General features: G+C 45.2%; 18 protein-coding genes and 1 riboswitch. Of the genes, 6 read left to right on the top strand and 12 right to left on the bottom strand.

What is annotated here, in order from left to right; all coding sequences use genetic code 11:
- The first annotated feature begins 202 nt into the window (after positions 1–202).
- The 4 genes from CWC03_RS06645 (at position 203) to CWC03_RS06630 (ending at position 5,845) form a co-directional block, all read left to right on the top strand.
- Positions 203–1,843 (top strand): methyl-accepting chemotaxis protein, encoded by a 1,641-nt coding sequence (locus CWC03_RS06645; RefSeq protein WP_138581092.1) that lies wholly within the window; start codon positions 203–205, stop codon positions 1,841–1,843.
- A 147-nt stretch (positions 1,844–1,990) separates the two neighbouring features.
- Positions 1,991–3,037 (top strand): glutathione synthase, encoded by a 1,047-nt coding sequence (gene gshB / locus CWC03_RS06640; RefSeq protein WP_171040217.1) that lies wholly within the window; start codon positions 1,991–1,993, stop codon positions 3,035–3,037.
- Positions 3,021–5,000 carry a flavohemoglobin expression-modulating QEGLA motif protein gene (locus CWC03_RS06635; protein WP_171040216.1) on the top strand — a complete coding sequence of 660 codons (1,980 nt, stop codon included), beginning with the start codon at positions 3,021–3,023 and terminating at the stop codon, positions 4,998–5,000. The genes gshB and CWC03_RS06635 overlap by 17 nt, the downstream gene beginning before the upstream one ends.
- 59 nt (positions 5,001–5,059) lie before the next feature.
- Positions 5,060–5,845, top strand: coding sequence for a hypothetical protein (locus CWC03_RS06630; protein WP_138581089.1), 786 nt, complete (start codon positions 5,060–5,062; stop codon positions 5,843–5,845).
- A gap of 9 nt (positions 5,846–5,854) precedes the next feature.
- Here the strand turns inward: CWC03_RS06630 and CWC03_RS06625 are convergent, their stop codons facing one another.
- Both CWC03_RS06625 and yaaA read right to left on the bottom strand, forming a co-directional pair.
- Positions 5,855–6,133 (bottom strand): hypothetical protein, encoded by a 279-nt coding sequence (locus CWC03_RS06625; protein ID WP_138581087.1) that lies wholly within the window; start codon positions 6,131–6,133, stop codon positions 5,855–5,857.
- On the bottom strand, positions 6,130–6,906 hold the full coding sequence (gene yaaA, locus CWC03_RS06620) for a peroxide stress protein YaaA (RefSeq protein WP_138581086.1): 777 nt from the start codon (positions 6,904–6,906) through the stop codon (positions 6,130–6,132). Before yaaA ends, CWC03_RS06625 begins: the two co-directional genes overlap by 4 nt.
- Positions 6,907–7,176: 270 nt before the next feature.
- Between yaaA and tal the strand changes: the two genes are divergently transcribed.
- The gene (tal, locus tag CWC03_RS06615; protein WP_128728466.1) at positions 7,177–8,127 is read left to right on the top strand and encodes a transaldolase; all 951 of its coding nucleotides are present in this window, start codon (positions 7,177–7,179) and stop codon (positions 8,125–8,127) included.
- A gap of 406 nt (positions 8,128–8,533) precedes the next feature.
- Positions 8,534–8,725 (top strand): DUF3545 family protein, encoded by a 192-nt coding sequence (locus tag CWC03_RS06610; RefSeq protein ID WP_128728467.1) that lies wholly within the window; start codon positions 8,534–8,536, stop codon positions 8,723–8,725.
- Between the two features lie 40 nt (positions 8,726–8,765).
- Here CWC03_RS06610 and ung read toward each other — a convergent pair whose 3' ends face one another.
- From ung to CWC03_RS06560, 10 genes are all read right to left on the bottom strand, one after another.
- Positions 8,766–9,434, bottom strand: coding sequence for a uracil-DNA glycosylase (ung, locus tag CWC03_RS06605; protein ID WP_010606111.1), 669 nt, complete (start codon positions 9,432–9,434; stop codon positions 8,766–8,768).
- Positions 9,431–10,282 carry a cobalamin-binding protein gene (locus CWC03_RS06600; RefSeq protein WP_138581085.1) on the bottom strand — a complete coding sequence of 284 codons (852 nt, stop codon included), beginning with the start codon at positions 10,280–10,282 and terminating at the stop codon, positions 9,431–9,433. The genes ung and CWC03_RS06600 overlap by 4 nt, the downstream gene beginning before the upstream one ends.
- On the bottom strand, positions 10,282–10,878 hold the full coding sequence (cobO, locus tag CWC03_RS06595) for a cob(I)yrinic acid a,c-diamide adenosyltransferase (RefSeq protein WP_045987675.1): 597 nt from the start codon (positions 10,876–10,878) through the stop codon (positions 10,282–10,284). The genes CWC03_RS06600 and cobO overlap by 1 nt, the downstream gene beginning before the upstream one ends.
- 1 nt (position 10,879) lies before the next feature.
- Complete coding sequence (locus CWC03_RS06590) at positions 10,880–12,352, bottom strand: cobyric acid synthase (protein ID WP_138581084.1); 1,473 nt, start codon at positions 12,350–12,352, stop codon at positions 10,880–10,882.
- Complete coding sequence (gene cobU / locus CWC03_RS06585; RefSeq protein WP_138581083.1) at positions 12,349–12,888, bottom strand: bifunctional adenosylcobinamide kinase/adenosylcobinamide-phosphate guanylyltransferase; 540 nt, start codon at positions 12,886–12,888, stop codon at positions 12,349–12,351. The genes CWC03_RS06590 and cobU overlap by 4 nt, the downstream gene beginning before the upstream one ends.
- The gene (locus tag CWC03_RS06580) at positions 12,888–13,670 is read right to left on the bottom strand and encodes an adenosylcobinamide-GDP ribazoletransferase (protein ID WP_138581082.1); all 783 of its coding nucleotides are present in this window, start codon (positions 13,668–13,670) and stop codon (positions 12,888–12,890) included. Before CWC03_RS06580 ends, cobU begins: the two co-directional genes overlap by 1 nt.
- Positions 13,670–14,725 carry a nicotinate-nucleotide--dimethylbenzimidazole phosphoribosyltransferase gene (gene cobT / locus CWC03_RS06575; RefSeq protein WP_138581080.1) on the bottom strand — a complete coding sequence of 352 codons (1,056 nt, stop codon included), beginning with the start codon at positions 14,723–14,725 and terminating at the stop codon, positions 13,670–13,672. Before cobT ends, CWC03_RS06580 begins: the two co-directional genes overlap by 1 nt.
- Positions 14,718–15,743, bottom strand: coding sequence for a FecCD family ABC transporter permease (locus CWC03_RS06570; RefSeq protein ID WP_102057366.1), 1,026 nt, complete (start codon positions 15,741–15,743; stop codon positions 14,718–14,720). The genes cobT and CWC03_RS06570 overlap by 8 nt, the downstream gene beginning before the upstream one ends.
- On the bottom strand, positions 15,740–16,537 hold the full coding sequence (locus tag CWC03_RS06565; RefSeq protein ID WP_138581078.1) for an ABC transporter ATP-binding protein: 798 nt from the start codon (positions 16,535–16,537) through the stop codon (positions 15,740–15,742). Before CWC03_RS06565 ends, CWC03_RS06570 begins: the two co-directional genes overlap by 4 nt.
- Before the next feature lie 69 nt (positions 16,538–16,606).
- Positions 16,607–16,734: riboswitch (cobalamin riboswitch) on the bottom strand.
- 18 nt (positions 16,735–16,752) lie between these two features.
- Positions 16,753–17,352, bottom strand: a complete 600-nt coding sequence (locus CWC03_RS06560) for a histidine phosphatase family protein (RefSeq protein ID WP_138581077.1) — start codon at positions 17,350–17,352, stop codon at positions 16,753–16,755.
- Between the last annotated feature and the right edge of the window lie 4 nt (positions 17,353–17,356).

Below are 17,356 nucleotides of genomic sequence, written 5' to 3'. Positions count from 1 at the left end.
AGGTATATTTGCAAGGCAAAAATTTTGCTATTTAGTTGTTCTAAATGAGAAATTTTTAACGAAGCTAATATGGTATTTCACCCTTCAAATTGGTTGGAGAATTAACGCAATTGGTATTACTACTAAGATTAATTAGTATGAATTGATGAGGCGTTCGCGCCGCTTGCTACTTTCAATAATAAAACGACATAAGGATTGCATTATGTCCAAACAGTTTTTCCGAAACCTCACCATCTTCCAGCGACTCGCGTTACTGATCATAGTGGTTATTATCGGCGTTATCCTTCAAAGCGCAGTGAGCTTATCGCAGCAATATGATGCACTCGAAAAGCAGCAATATCATAAAACCCAAAATCTTGTTGAAAATGCCTATAGTTTAGTGGCTTACTTCCATCAACAATATGTATCTGGGGAACTCCCAGAAGCGCAAGCTCAATCCGCAGCCCTTAATGCCGTTGCGGCTTTACGATACGAAGGAAATAATTACTTTTGGATCAACGACTATCACCCAAAAATGGTGATGCACCCATTTAAAAGCGAGCTCAACGGCAAAGATCTCAGCCAATCAAGAGATCCCAACGGCAAGCGCTTATTCGTTGAAATGGTACAAGTGGCAGAAAAAAGTGGAGCAGGATTTGTTCCTTACCTTTGGCCAAAGCCAGGCAAAGATGCTCCTGTCGAGAAAATATCTTATGTCAAAGCGTTTACACCTTGGGGTTGGATCATTGGCTCCGGTGTGTACCTCGACACGATAGAAGCTGAGTTTGCCTATATTCGAAATTTGCTATTAATTGAGATGGCTGTACTCATCGTGCTGTTATTCCCGTTTAGCGCACTCATTAGCAAGAGTATTATCGGCCCTATCACACAAGCCAAAGACATGATGAAAGATATCGCACAGGGCGAGGGTGATTTGACTCGACAACTCGACGAAAGTGGTAAAGATGAAGTAACCGCGCTTGCCAAGTACTTTAACTTATATACTGAAAAGATGCGTCATTCCATCGCGACAGTGGCCCATAACGCCAAAGAAGTGGAAACACTGGCCAATCAGGTAAAAGCGGCTGGTGAAGAGAACCTGGCATTTATTGAGTCACAAAATGACAATAGTCGCCAAGTGGCTACTGCTGCTGAACAAATGACCATGCAAGTTCGTGAGATCAGTAGCAATGCAGATACTGCCGAGCATTCCGCCGCAGACGCACGTAATTACAGTGAAAAAGGCAAACAAACAATTTCTCAAACCATCGCCGCCATTAAAAAGCTGTCGGAGCAAATTCAATCTGTGAGCGTGACAACAACGAGTCTTGCACAAGAGAGTCAACATATAGGATCTGTACTCGATGTTATTCGAGGTATTGCCGAACAAACTAATTTACTTGCGTTAAACGCGGCGATAGAAGCGGCTCGAGCAGGTGAACAAGGGCGCGGCTTCGCTGTTGTTGCCGATGAAGTACGCACCCTTGCAAGTCGTACGGGACAAAGCACAGATGAAATCCACAACATGATCGAGCGACTGCAAAAAGAAGCGCAGCAAGCCGTAGCTGCGGTTAAAATTAGCCAGCAAATCTCGGAGCAAACAGTGGAACAGGTCCAACATGCAGATAGCGCATTGACAGAGATTGAGCGCCTAATTGACGCTATCTCGGATATGAGTACCCACATCGCCAAAGCCACTGATGAGCAGAGTCTTGCAGCACAAGAAGTGAACGAGCGAATAGCTCAACTTTCTGACTCCACCCACCACTCTTTGGATACCACACAATCACTCAACAATACCAGTGAGCAACTCACACAGGCAAGTCACGAATTGAGTGACATAGTTAACCGCTTTAAAGTATGATATCCACCTTGCAGAGCACCAGTCAGTGCTCTGCTTCTTACCCAATAGATGATTGATATTCCTTATCTTGTCGATAAAAATAATCCGTGAGCATCTACGCTATTTTACCGCTATATTGCCAATTTATTTGCTGAGCAAAAATAGCCCGTGAAAATCTGTTTTATTATGTACCCTTGGGAGCGTGTAGAAGCTGAAAACGACAGCACGCTAAGACTTATCCACGAGGCCGTATCGCGCGGTCACGTCGTTGCCATCACCACCGTAAACAACCTCACTATTCGCGAAAGCGTCGCCAGTGCCTTCTGTGATGTCTTTGTTGCGGGCCAAAAAGTACCTGACAACTTAGTGAGCTTTTACAACAAAGCTGAGTTTAAAAAAGTACAGCTTCCTTTGGCAGGTTTTGACGCGATATTTATGCGCGCCAATCCGCCGCTTGATACCTTGGCGATGAACTTTTTAGACTCTGTTCGTGATGACACCTTCATCATCAACGATATTGATGGCCTGCGCATTGCTAATAACAAGCTATACACGGCATCTTTCCAAGGCATCGCGAGAGAGTTTATTCCAAATACGCATGTATCTAAAAACAAAGAGTATTTAGAGCGTATATTCTCTGAATCAGAGCAAGAGAAAATGATCTTAAAGCCGCTTGATGGCTTTGGTGGTCGCGGTGTTATCGTCGTTGAAAAACGCGCGAAGCAAAGCTTTAGTTCACTCCTTGAGTTTTATATTGGTGGCGACGAGGCCGGTAAAGGCAGCAACTATGTCATTTTACAAGACTATGTTGAAGGTGCCGACGAAGGTGATGTTCGTATCCTAATGCTTAACGGCGAACCGATTGGCGCCATGAAACGAGTGCCTGCAGCAAATGAAGTACGTGCTAACGTGCATGCTGGCGGCAAAGTGGTAAAACACAAACTCACCAACCAAGAAAAAGCATTATGTAAGCATATCGGTCCTAAGCTTGTGCGTGATGGTTTGTACTTTGTAGGCATTGACGTAATAGGCGGCAAGCTTATTGAAGTTAACGTACTCTCGCCTGGTGGGATAACCCGTATTAACCGGTTAAACCGCTGCAAGCTGCAAGTGCAAGTTATCGATTTTGTAGAGAGTGTGGTGCATGCCAAAGAGCTAGTAACGCATCGCAAAAACCAATTCCGTCAAGTAATAGAAGATGCTCATGCTATCTGAACAAGTCATCATTGCCGCGCTTGAAGCCGGTAAACCCATCAGTGGACAATTTGCTGAAGGCGCTTTTCACCTCGAAGTGAGAGAATACGTACCTTATGTCGCTACCGCTGTACACGCAGGCCACCGTACCCGTGCTAGCCTAAAAGGCTTGTTCGCCATTAGCGATGCTGAGCGCTTACAAGAGGAAGATCCGTTTACCGATGGCATGATTGAATCATTACCCATCACGCTTATCGCGCGTGACTCACGTTACGAATACGATCTTAACCGTACGCCAGAGCTTGCAATATACAAAGAAGCATGGGGTAAGCAAGTGTGGAACCAAGCGCTACCAAATGCAGACATAGATATTAGCTTGTCAAAGCATGCAGCCTATTACCGTGTGCTCAGTGCACTATTAACCACGCTTGAGCGCAAGTTTGGTGCCTGCTTGCTATTTGATGTGCACAGCTATAACTATCAAATTCGCAGCTACCCCTATGCACCAACCTTTAATATTGGCACTGCACAACTTGATACCTTGCGTTTTCGTGCCGTATTAGATGAGCTGAAAAAGCAGCTAGGACTGAAAAAACTGGCAGGCCAGCTGGTGGATTGTGCTGAAAATACCGTCTTTCAGGGCCATGGTTATCAAGCGCAATATATTACCAGCCACTTTGATAACACCTTAGTGGTGCCACTGGAAGTGAAAAAAGTCTTTATGGACGAAAACAGTGGCGAATTATTCCCTGTGGTGTTTGAAAAACTACAGCGCAACATGCATGTAGCTTTGAGTAAAACGGCAAAAACATTTGCTAAAAATCATTGCTATAAGCCACTTCGCAAAGCAAAATCAGCGTCGCAGCTTGACCCTGCACTGATTAATGTAGACTCTGCACTGTACCGCATAGCCAAAAACCTTGAAACGCTGCATTACGTTAACCCAAGTAATATCGCGCAAGAGAAACGTCGCTTTTTCTCGAAACGTCATTACCAGCCTGCGTTTAAATATCGTCCGCTGAAAATTGACCCGTACGAGTTTAAAGAGCAACTCTATCGCTTGCCCGTTGGAAAAATCCAAGATCCGATCGTAAAAGACTTGTACCGTAAAGTGATCGACAGCTACGCCACTAAAATCGAACTAATCACCCAAATTGGTCGCGAAGCCTTTTTGTATAACTCGCTACGCTATTATGGTGAGCCTGATTACAACGATATTAATAATGCGACCTTCTTGCTGCACGCGCGCGAAACCGAAACCTTGCCAAAAAAAGACATTACAGCCGAGCAAGCCTTGGTACGTTTTAATCAAGCGATTGAGACCATGGGCTTACCTTGTAAGGTCGCTATATCAAGCAAGCTTGTTGCCAAAGCAATGGTCGACAATGGTAAGCGTCTTCTGCTTGTAAATAGCAGTGCAATGTTGTCTGAGCTTGATATCAATGCCTTGATAGAGCATGAAATAGGTGTGCACTTGCTCACGACCTTAAATGCTGATGCCCAGCAACTAAAAGTGCTGCACTTAGGTCTACCCGGTAATACCTATACTCAAGAGGGTCTTGCCATCTATCGTGAGTATCAATCTGGGCAAATAAATTTGACACGATTGAAAGTACTAGCGCTCAGGGTGATTGCGGTCAACATGCTGCTTAAAGGCGACAAATTCTATCAAGTGTATGAATTTTTGGCTGACTCAGGTGTATTAAACGTCAATGAAGCCTTTGCGCTGACCACGCGTATCTTCCGTGGTGGCGGGTTTACTAAAGATCACCTCTACTTAAAAGGCTTTAAAGACATAGTACAGCTTGCCAATACCCGCAGCTTAGATAACTTATATCTCGGTAAAACGGGCATTGCGCACTTAGATGCGCTGGATGCGTTAGTAGAGCAAGGTATATTCACAAGGCCTAAATATCTGCCGGATACGAGCCGAGATCCAAAGCCAGATGCTATCCTAAGTTATTTAATTTCATCAATTAAATAGGCCAAATTCGCCACTGTGGTTATACTAGTGCCATCTAGTATCTACCCAGTGGCTTCGTTTTGAAACAGCAGGAAATAGATTTACTCGCTTTTGAGCTGGCAAACCTTCGTCTCAAAGCAGATCTTACACTCGCGCCAAAGTACAGTTATTTTTCAGATAAACCCTATCCGCTTGGTCGTTGCTTAGAAATTCGCGATGAAATGTTTAAACTCGTCACCACGGAGCTTAAACAAAATTCAGAACGTTTATCTGTGCTCAGAAATTATATGCTTAGAGAGAATGCCGAGCTGAAAAAAGTATGGGGCTCGCTACGCGATGAGTACTTTCAAAATGCGATGTTTGTGGGAGATTGGTATATAGATACCGCAAACGATACGGTGAATGCAAACAAACCCAGAGTTGAAATTAAACCCATCGCACAGTCAGGCTTTTCAGCCATCACCAGTTTCGAGCAGTTTGTGAAGATTGCTCGCGCTTACTGGCAAGTGGATGTGTTTAAAAACACAGCCTTTCCAGCCATCGCACCTTATTTACCGTTAATTTGTGTCAACGCAAAAGGCGCTACTTGGCTAGCCGCGGCTAATGACGATATGATCAAAGTCGCTACCAACAGTGAGTTTAGGTTATCTGAGCAAATCCTCTCCCAGCTACCAGAGCCAGACACTAACATCGTATCACGCTGGAGGCAGACCCTAACCGACATCGATTCTTTAGATGACATCTTATTGCAAACAGGAAAGCCCGAAGGGTTTTGCCAGCTATACAGAACGGCTGCAAAAGCAGAAGATTTAACATTTAGAGATCGAGTCGTACGCGCCTACATGAGCTTGCCCAAAGGCGCGTAGCATAGTGAATTAGAAGGTAATGGGATAAGTCGGTTTTTCGTCAGTAATTTCCCATTTATCTTCTGTCGGTCTATCTACTCGACATTGATTTTGCTGTTGGAAGCAGCGGTCCTCACAGTTTTGCACTTGCATCGGATCAGAGTAATCTTTGCGGCAACTATGCGAGCACGAACGTGAATCACCTTCGCAATCGACCGGCACATTGCTAACTCTAGATGTAAAATGTCCACTACAGCCGCTAACAAACATAGCGACGAACACAGTTGCTACCCATAATTTTGTTGTCATTGTTCTTCTCTCAAAAACACCGGTTCTTGGGCCTTTTGCGTTGCTTCTTCGCTAAAGCGGTACCCTGCAATATCAAACGCATTCAAGCTTTCCAAATCCGATACTTGGTTCTCAATGATATACCTTGCCATCATGCCACGCGCTTTTTTCGCATAAAAACTGATGACTTTGTATTGACCATTTTTACAATCTTTAAAGATAGGTGTGATAATCTCGCCTTTTAACGCTTTCTTATCTACCGCTTTAAAGTACTCGTTTGAAGCTAAGTTCACCAAGTATTGTGTTTGTGCCCCTTCCATGACCTTATTCAGTTTTTCGGCGATAATCGTGCCCCAAAACTCATATAGGTTTTTGCCACGCGGGTTACTTAACTTTGTACCCATTTCTAAACGATAGGCCTGCATTAAGTCAAGTGGTTTTAGGATGCCATACAGCCCAGATAAGATACGCAAATGATTTTGCGCATAATTTAAATCAGCCTCAGTTAGGCTTTGCGCTTCTAAACCGACATACACATCGCCATTAAAAGCAAAAATAGCTTGTTTAGCATTGTCTTGTGTAAAGGGCTCTGACCACTCGGCAAACCTTGCCGCATTTAAGCCAGCGAGCTTGTCGCTTATCTTCATTAAGCTACCGATCTGCTGTGGCGATAACTCGCGACAAACTTGAATAAGTGACTCGCTATGCTCCAGCAACTCTGGCTGAGTATGCGTCTTGATTGGTGCGGGTGTTTCATAGTCTAGGTTTTTCGCAGGAGAGATAACTGTGATCATGGTTTGCCTATTGACTTAGCTAGTAATTAATGTCAATTTCAACACTATCCCCAAGTAACTTCAAGTGTTTGTCCGCTTTCACTTGGGTTTAAGCAATTCGCTGTTAAAGTACAGCTTCGCTTTACAACTCGACCTTATAACAACAACCTTAAATAGCGAGTGTGATATGTCGCCCGATACGGACATATGACCTATTCAGCCATTTAATGGTGTTGCAACATAAGGCGTCTAATATCACTTCGCTGTTATCAATATTGGAATGAGGAACACATGACTTCAGCATTAGATAGGCTAAAACAACACTCATCAATCGTCGCTGACACCGGTGACATTGAAGCCATCCGCAAGCTACAGCCTGAGGATGCAACAACTAACCCTTCTCTTTTACTTAAAGCGGCAGAGACGCCTGCTTATCAGCCTTATCTAACAGAAGCTTGGGATTATGCCAAAGCCAATGAAAGTGACGCTGACAAGCAATTAGCGCTTGCTTGTGACTATTTTGCCGTTGTGATTGGTAAGGAAATCGCAAACTCTGTGCCGGGATATATCTCAACCGAAGTAGACGCACGTTTATCTTTTGATACCGAAGCGACTATCGCAAAAGCAAAAACGCTATTAAATTTATATGAAGCGCAAGGCGTAAGCAAAGACAAAATCTTAATTAAGATTGCATCGACTTGGGAAGGTATTAAAGCCGCTGAAACACTGGAAAAAGAAGGTATTAAGTGTAACCTAACGCTGCTATTTAGCGAAGCGCAAGCGCGTGCATGTGCCGATGCAAACGTATTTTTAATTTCGCCATTTGTTGGTCGTATTCTAGATTGGCACGTTGCTAATGGCTTAGAAAAACCAACTGACCCACTACAAGACCCGGGTGTGCAATCTGTTCGTAGTATTTTTGAATTCTATAAGCAGCACGGTTATAAAACCGTTGTAATGGGCGCTAGCTTCAGAAACACAGGCGAAATCCTAGCCCTAACGGGTTGTGATAAGCTCACGATTAGCCCTTCTCTATTAGAAGAGCTTGCTGCAATGCCTGCAAACGAAGATTACTTACTTGAAGCTGACTTTGAGCCTAAAGCAAAACCTGCAGCGCTTAGCGAAAGTGAGTTCCGCTGGTTACATAACCAAGATGCAATGGCCACAGAAAAACTCGCTGAGGGTATCCGCTCATTTGCCGATGCGCAAGAAACACTAGTTGCACGCTTTAAAGCATTATAAGTGCCTTAAACATTCGAATTCAAAGCGCCGCATATTGCGGCGTTTTTGTTATCGTTCTCAATACAAACCTTTTTGAACACTTCCTAGATATCGCCCAAGTTGACCTTCATCAAACTGTCACTTGCTTTTAACCCAAAAGACACAATTGTGTTTTATTTTTATCCCGTCTGTGGTATATCAATATCACTTGAAGTGAAAATTGATGCCGCTACTTTCTGGTTTTGGTACAAAAAGCAAGCAACGCGGGGTTGTTTGTAGCGTACTTTAGCTATCAGACTTTTATCGGTTCCTCATGTAGAGGTTTGCCAAATAGTATGAAGAAATCAACGGTGTCATTGCAGTTGTAGTGCTAACAACAGCCAAAGCAAATGTCACTTTAGGTTGTTTTTATCAATAGGAGATTTTCATGGATACCCTAGACGAGTTATTAGAATTATTAGAAAGTCCGGATACTAGGAAAAAAACTTCATCTAAGGGCAAAAAGAGAAAATGGCGTGAAATTGAAGCGCTTAAAGATAAACAGCGGCTACGCAAAGAACTACAGGAATTAGATATTTTCGCAGACAATGTTGATTTAGACGAATTTGATTTAAGTTAAAAAGAGCGCCTTTTACGGCGCTCTTTTTGGTTTTTATCTGCTATAGCTCGGCCAATCGCCAATCGATTGGCTGCTTACCCATTTGTGTGAGCAACTGATTGGTTTTACTGAAATGGCCACTTCCAAAGAAACCGCGATGTGCAGAGAGCGGCGAAGGATGTGGTGCGTGTAAAACATGGTGACGGTTTGTGTCTATACTCTTACCCTTTTTCTGGGCGTGTGATCCCCAAAGCAAGAAAATAACACCTTCGCTGTGCGCATTCAGCTTTTCAATCACTACATCTGTAAAGCGCTCCCAGCCCAAATGCTTATGTGAATGGGCTTGGCCTTGCTCTACTGTCAACACCGTATTTAACAACAGCACGCCCTGCTTAGCCCAATCAATTAGGTAGCCGTGATTGGGTATGCGAAAACCATCAATATCCTGCACTAACTCTTTATACATATTATTTAATGACGGCGGCGGCTTAATCCCCGGCAACACAGAGAAACATAGACCATGAGCTTGATTGGGGCCGTGATAGGGATCTTGCCCTAAAATCACCACTTTAACTTGATCAAAAGGCGTGACTTTGAACGCGTCAAATACCTGTTCATGGGGCGGAAACACATTTATACCTTGAGCGCGACGCTCTGCCACGTAATCCATGGTTTGCTTAAAGTAATCTTGTTGTTTTTCCTGACCTAACACGTCACTCCACGTTGTCATGCTTCACCTTTTTTCATCATATTATAATGGCTTCGAGAAGCGTCGAGTTTACCACATAAATCCGATATTCCCTCGAGCATACGATAGCTATAGCGATGGAGCAGATCGGCATCTACCGAAATAGTTTGTTGATACTTTACCGCCGGGATCGACGGCCATTGCTGCCATGCAATTGCTTTAACTTCTTGTTTGGTCTTTTCTTCAGGGATCACAATCACTTGTGGTGATTTCAACAGAACATTCTCAATGCTAATTTGCGGATAGTCCGTGGTGGCGTCGGCAAAAATATTTTTCACATTACACACAGTAAATACTTGCTGTAACCAACTTTCGCCTCCCACGGTCATCAGCGGTGATGGCCACAATTGATAAAATACAGCTAAGCTAGTGCTTTGTTTATACTGGTCTTTTAGCTCATTTAAACGTTTAGCAAATAAATCAGCCTGTTGCTGTGCTTGAGCTCCAAGGCCAGTAATTTTACCTAGGCGTAGCAACTCCTCGGGTAGTTTATCTAGATATTTCGCTTCACTGTAAATCACGTCAACACCAAAGCTTTCGAGCTTTTCAAGCATAGGAACGTGACTTGCATTTTTCCATGCGATTATCAGATCAGGCTTAAGTGCCAAAATTTTCTCAACCGAAATGCCTTGATAGTCGCCAACTTGAGGCAGTTGCTTGGCTGATTCTGGATAATCGGCATAGGCGACCGTGCCTACAATCCGCTCCCCAGCTCCTATTGCATACAAATTTTCGACAATATGAGGCGCAAGCGCGATGATCCGCTCTGCGGGCTTAGCACTAACGCTAAAGGCAAAGCCTAGTACAATAAATAAGGCGAATTTTAGCATCAGTAGTCAAACCCTTTTTGCGCCTTAATGCCGGCCTCAAACGCATGCTTCACATTACGCACTTCACTCACGGTATCTGCAAGCTCGGTCAGGCGTCGATGTGCACCGCGCCCAGTTACAATCACTGACTGCATGGTAGGACGGTTTTCTAGCGCCGTTATGACTTCGTCCAAATCTAAATAGTCATAGCTCAACATATAGGTAATTTCGTCAAGCAATACCAAATCGATGCTTTCATCTTGTAGCCATACTTTTGCTTGCTGCCATGTCGCCTGTGCAGCGGCAGTATCGGTTTCACGGTTTTGCGTTTCCCATGTGAAGCCCGTTTTCATGACCGCAAATGGCACACCGACTTTTTCGAGCAAATTGCGTTCACCACAATCCCAGGTTCCTTTAATAAACTGCACAACTGCTGCGTTCATACCATGACCGACACAACGCGCAACGGTGCCAAAACCAGATGTTGACTTACCTTTACCGTTACCTGTGATCACTTGCAAAATGCCCTGCTCTTGCTGCGCTGCGGCAATTTTTTCATCGACTTGTTGTTTTACTTTTTGCTGTCGTTGCTGATGCTTATCTTGTTGTTCGCTCATGTTATTCCTCAATTATTTTCATCAATTTTTGCCAATCTAAATGTGCTTCACAGCTATCGGCAAGACGCGTAATTTGCTGCTCTCTGTGCTTCGCTAAATCAATCGCGGCAGTGCCCGCTTGCTTACTACCGGCCCAAGACAAGATAGCCTGTGTGGCGGCGACCGTATCAAATAAACCATGTAAATAGGTGGCTGCAATTTGATTATCTCGGGAGATAAAACCGTCCTGCACATTTTTATTTGGATGTGTGTTAAATCGCAAGAATGGCACCTCTAGCGCCGCTCCAGAAGAAACCCCTGCATGGATCTCATAACCACAAATTTCAGCACTTTGCTCATCCAATTGACAAATGCCAGATACTTGCGTCAGTACTTTTTGTTCTGAGAGTGTGGTCTCAAAGTCAGCCAGACCAAGCCCAGCAACTTCACCGAGTGTTGATTCCACCGCATTTGGATCTCTGATGAACTTACCTAACATTTGCAAACCGCCACACACACCTAGTACCTTACCACCGTACCTCAGGTGCCGTTTGATTTCTTCTGCCCAACCCTGTTTGCGCAAGAAGGTTAAATCGCTCAACACATTTTTGCTGCCAGGCAGAATGATTAAGTCACAAGGGCCGATAGATTCTTGATAGCGTACATAACGCAAATCCACTTCAGGATTTAAGCGCAAGGTGTCAAAGTCGGTGTGATTGCTAATATGAGGAAATAGTAAAACCCTGACGCTTAACGATCCCCGTTCACAGATATTGTCCACCGTCACCGCATCTTCTGCATCGAGCGCTAAGCCGTGCAAATAGGGCAATACCCCAAGTACAGGCTTACCCGTTTTTTGCTCGAGCCAGTCAAGTCCTGATTGCAATAACGCAATATCACCACGGAAGCGATTGATCACAAACCCTTTCACCAAGCTTTGTTCATAGTCGCTTAATAGTGCAAGTGTGCCAACCAAGTGTGCGAACACCCCGCCTTTGTCGATATCAGCGATAATGATCACGGGGCACGCGACTTCACAAGCAAACCCCATATTGGCTATGTCATTTTCACGCAGATTGATCTCAGCAGGGCTCCCCGCCCCTTCCACTATGCACAGCTCAAATTGTTCGCTGAGGCGTTGATGTGAGGAAAGTACGGCGTCCAGCGCTACCTTTTTGTAATCATGATAAGCGGCTGCTTCCATATTGCTAATGGCTTTGCCGTGAATGATCACTTGTGCGCCAGTATCGGAATTTGGCTTAAGTAAAATTGGATTAAAGTCTGTGGATAGCGGGACTTTTGCGGCTTCGGCTTGGAGTGCTTGTGCTCGACCAATTTCACCGCCGCACGGTGTGACGGCACTATTTAGTGCCATATTTTGCGGCTTAAAAGGTGCAACTGATAAGCCTCTTCGTTGCAGCGCCCGGCAAAGTCCCGCAACCAGTGTACTTTTACCGGCATCAGACGTGGTGCCCTGTACCATTAAGGTTTTCATACGTCTTGACCTTTTAAACATTGTGGCAAGCCTGCAATAACAAAATCGACTCTGTCGGCCACTTTAGCAATGTCTTGATGTAGCCAACCAGACTCATCAACAAACTCACGGCTTAGCCCGCCCAGCGGAATTATCCCATGCCCCACTTCATTACTCACCAAAATAACAGTGGCAGCACAGCTTTCTAGTGCCGCCAGCACATGTTCTTTTTTGTCTATGGTTGCGGCTTTGCCCATTTCGCATAAGCCAAAACTCAGCCATAAGGTCAAACAATCGATAAGTAACAGCGTATCTTCGCGTGCAGTAGCAATAAGCTTATCAATATGCCACGGCTCTTCCACTAGCTGCCAGCGGCTATCGCGCTGCATCTGGTGAGCAAACACTCGGCTTTTCATTTCTTCATCATGAGCTTTTGCAGTTGCAACATAGTAAAGTTCGTTCACTGCACCTTGCTCTAACAATAGTATAGCGCGCTGCTCTGCCAAGCGACTCTTGCCCGAGCGAGCACCGCCCAGTATTAACTGTATTTGTGCCATTAGAGATGACCCACAATAAAAAGCAAAATAACAAGCTCAGCAAGCTGTTGCGCAGCCCCTAAACAATCTCCGGTGTAACCACCAAGCTGAGCGTTAAACCATTTAATGCACGCAAGTCTTAGCACAAACAAGCAAGTACACAGCATCAACAAGTCGAACAGTGAAAGCGCAAGCCATGGCCAACAGAAAATTAAAATCGCAATGGTAGTGAGCGTAAGGCGGGTCGCCGCAGCACTCGATATATGTTTCGCTACCGGCTTAACTTTGCTCAGCTCATCAGCCTGTACATAGTTAAGCGCACCGATTAAAGACACCGCAAAGGCACGACTTAGGCTATGGGCTAAAATAAGTGCAGCGAGTGTCACAGCAAAGTCATTAAAGAGCATGGTCAAAAGCGAAAATTTGGCCAATAACAGCAATATCAGCGCACAACTACCGTATGTACCAAGACGGCTATCTTTCATGATCTCAAGCTTTTGTTCACGGCTCCAGCCACCGCCAAAACCGTCAAAAACATCGGCAAGACCATCTTCGTGAAAAGCCCCGGTAAGTAAAATACTCGCAGCCAGTACGACAACGGCACCAAACATCGGCGATACACTACTACCGGCAACATAGCCAAGCATGGCCGAAAAGCTACCAACAAATAAACCAACCAAAGCAAAGTAACCACTCACTTCGTTGAGTTCATCAGATGAAGGGGCAGGATCCAAACGAATTGGCACCCGCGTTAAAAACACCACCGCAAGCTTAAACAGTCGCCACTCTTGTTGCCACTGCATTATGCGTCTACCACTTGCGTAACATGAGCATCGGCAAAGCTTGCCATTTCGCAAAAAAAGCCTAGCGCAGCTTGTAATAATGGAAGCGCTAGAGCGGCGCCCGTTCCCTCACCCAAGCGCATGTCTAAATGAAGTAATGGCTCAGCGTTTAACTGCTCTAACATTAACTTATGGCCTTGCTCCATAGAGCCGTGAGCAAACACCATATATTGCTTACTATGTGGTGCTATTCTACTTGCCAACATAGCCGCTGCGGTGGAGATGAAGCCATCCACTATAATCACTTTTTGTGCACGAGCAACCGCGAGCATGGCACCAACCATTTGCACAATTTCAAAGCCACCTAGGCGCTGTAAAATTTGTTCTGGCGTCGCAAGCTTATCTTGATGATATTCTAGAGCCTGTTTAATAAGTGCCCGTTTTTTGCAAAGCGTTTCATCGTCAATGCCTGTACCGCGCCCCACACATAATTCCACACTCGCCCCGCTGAGCGCCGCTAAAATTGCAGCTGCAGAACTGGTGTTGCCAATCCCCATTTCACCAAAAGCAATCACGTTGCTACCCGCTTCAATAGCGGACATCACGACTTGCTTTCCATATTCAAGTCCTTGCTTGAGCTGCATTTCACTCATTGCAGGCTGTTTATGGAAGGCATGAGTAATATCGCCAAGTCGCTGTGAGCGCAAATTCGGCGCAGGCTCACATGGCACTAATGTGCCACAATCTACTACGGTTAACTGCCAACCAAGTTGTCGACAAAAGACGTTGATCGCTGCACCGCCCTGCACAAAGTTTGCAACCATTTGCCCAGTCACTTCGCTTGGCGCAATAGAAACACCTTGACTTGCAATACCATGGTCGCCCGCAAAAACAAATATTGCAGGGCGTGTTATTGCTAACTGCTCTATGTCTAATTGCGTCTGCCCTTGTGAGAAGATCTGTACTAGCTGCGCAGCCAAGGCTTCAAGCTTACCAAGCGCACCTAGCGGTTTGGTTTTTAAGTCAATGCGCTGTCGAATAAGTGTGTTTAAGCGAGTATCTAACGGTTTAACCATGGGTAACTCCGACGCCTCCAGAGCGGCGATTTTTGAAAATAAGCAATGCTAAGAAGAACACGCTGCCAATGGCGGCGGTGATCACCCCCACGGGAAGTTCCTGATTATCGATAAGCGTGCGCGACAATACATCCACCCATAGCATCAAAAGCGAACCGCAAAGCGCGGTGGCCACAAGCCCAATGACCTTTGCTTGCGAGATAAAAAAGCGCACGATATGCGGGATCATCAAGCCTACAAATCCGACTCCGCCGCACGCAGCCACAAGCACGGCAGTGAGTAATGAGCTCAATAACAACATACCTATTCGCACTCGTCCTACGTTCACGCCAAGCGTGGTGGCACTTTCATCTCCGAGTAACAAGGCGTTGAGTGGCCGACGCATCACTAAAAGCGTGATAAAACTCAGCAACACGACCAAACATGGAAGCCATAGCCATTGCCAGCTCGCCCTTGCAAACGAGCCTAGATTCCAAAACAAGATTGCACTGATGGCTTGGGGGTCACTCCAATAGAGCAACAAACTGGTAAAGGCACTGAACAGAAAAGAAAGCGCAACGCCTGCCAAGAGCATAGTTTCCACCTGCTGTAGTGCATTGCGCTTTGCCACAAATAAAAGCAACAAAATAGACAGCAAACTTCCGACAAATGCAGCCCCAGACATCATTAGGCTAGACTGTGCACCAAATAGCGCGATAAGCACCACCACACCAAATGAGGCACCTGAAGAAATACCAAATAAATAAGGATCAGCTAGCGGGTTACGCGTCACGGTTTGCAAAATAAGACCCGCTATCGCCAGTCCTGCTCCCGCGCTCATCGCCAGTAACGTCCGTGGCAGACGAAGTTCAACTACCACTCGTTGTTGAAGTACGTTGGGATCGAAATTAATAATCGCTTGTATAACCGTATGCCAAGATAAATCAATCGCACCGATCTTAAGTGCCATCAGCATGCTAAAACAGCACAAGCTCAATAGCAGTATCGATATCAACGCGATCCGCTTTGCAGCAATCATAACTGATACCCGTAATGAAAGCGTATATGTGGGATCTCACTGTTATTTGGCGGATGGCGGACAGTAGAAACCTCTGCACATACCTCAAAAACTTGGCTTAATAGGCTTTCGGTAATGACTTCAAGTGGCAACCCATCTGCAACAAGCTCACCGTTATTTAATACTAATAAGCGGTCGCACAAGGCGCTAGCCAAATTTAAGTCGTGAAAAGACGCAATGATAGTAACGCCAAGCTGTTTAGCCAGCTCCATAATTTGGATTTGATATTTAATGTCCAAATGGCTGGTGGGCTCATCCATTATCAATACTTGAGGCGTTTGCACCATGGCACGTGCGATCATTGCCCTTTGCTTCTCCCCGCCAGACAAGGAGCTAAAACATTGCTCCAACTTATGGCTCAACCCAACCTGCTCAATGGCATGTAAGATTGCCTGTTTTTCAGCAGCCGTCGTTGTCGCAAGCAGTGACTTGTTTGGTGTTAACCCCATTAATACCATGTCAAATAATGGCAGAGTAAACTCAGTGGGGATGTCTTGCAGCACCACAGCAACATGTCTCGCGTAGGCCTTACGTCCATAACTAGCAAGCGGCTTACCGTTGAAAAATAGCGTCCCAGAGCTTGGTGCTGTGTATTGATATAAAGTGCGCAGCAAAGTCGACTTTCCAGCACCATTCGGTCCGAGCAAACCAATAAATTCACCCGAATTAATAGCAAAGCTGAGTGCCTTTAAGATGGCTTTACCACCAAGCTGCACGCTAAGTTTATCGACTTGAAACTGTGGAGTGACTGCCATAGCACCTCTGATTGGGCACGGCAAAGTAGTAGCTTATAGACAAGCGACAACTTTGACTTAAGTCTGCCCGCTTAAGTATATGGATAGGCCTTGGTATCTGACTTATGCAAGAGACAAGGCTCAAGCACTTACAGTTGCGGGGACAGTTGAGGACTCACACCTCATTCCCAATATCTGCCTATCACGAAATTTGCAATATTATGAAGTCTAGACGTCTAAAATACAACTTTTGGCCAAGCAGTTTGGCTGCTGTCGTAAAACACATCAACTTTTACTATACCCGCATAAGGAATATCTATCTTCGATTGGTATGCGGTAAGTTCGGGCGATAAGTCAAGAATAAGTGCTACAAGCGCTTTTATTACTCCTGCATGCGCAACAACAGCGATACACTCTTCACTTGGCGACGCCAAAATGCTGTGCCACCATTTGGTGACCCGATGATGAAAATCATACATAGACTCGCCCTCAGGAGGCGTATGCTGCCAAGGGTTTTGCCAAAAATCGCCAATACTTGGAGATTGGGTTTCTCGCCAAAGCGTATCATATGGTTGTCCATCCCATAAACCAAAATCAAATTCGGCGAGATTTGGCTCCACCTCAACGGGGAGTTGATACTGCTTTGCAAAATCGTCAGCAGTAGTCAGACAGCGCTTCCTTGGAGAGCTAATAATACGCTGCAGGCCACTTAGGCTCGTTAACGATTGCAGCAATTGCTGAGTACCTATGTTACTGAGTTCGGGATCTGTCACTCCAAGTAAATGGCCTGATAGAGTCGTTTCACCATGACGAACAAAATATAGCTGCCGCTGCATTTTT

The sequence above is a fragment of the Pseudoalteromonas sp. S2755 genome (assembly GCF_005886535.1).
GTDB lineage: Bacteria > Pseudomonadota > Gammaproteobacteria > Enterobacterales > Alteromonadaceae > Pseudoalteromonas.
The sequence above is the reverse complement of the archived record's forward strand: the minus strand, read 5'-3'. Positions and strand labels throughout refer to the sequence as shown.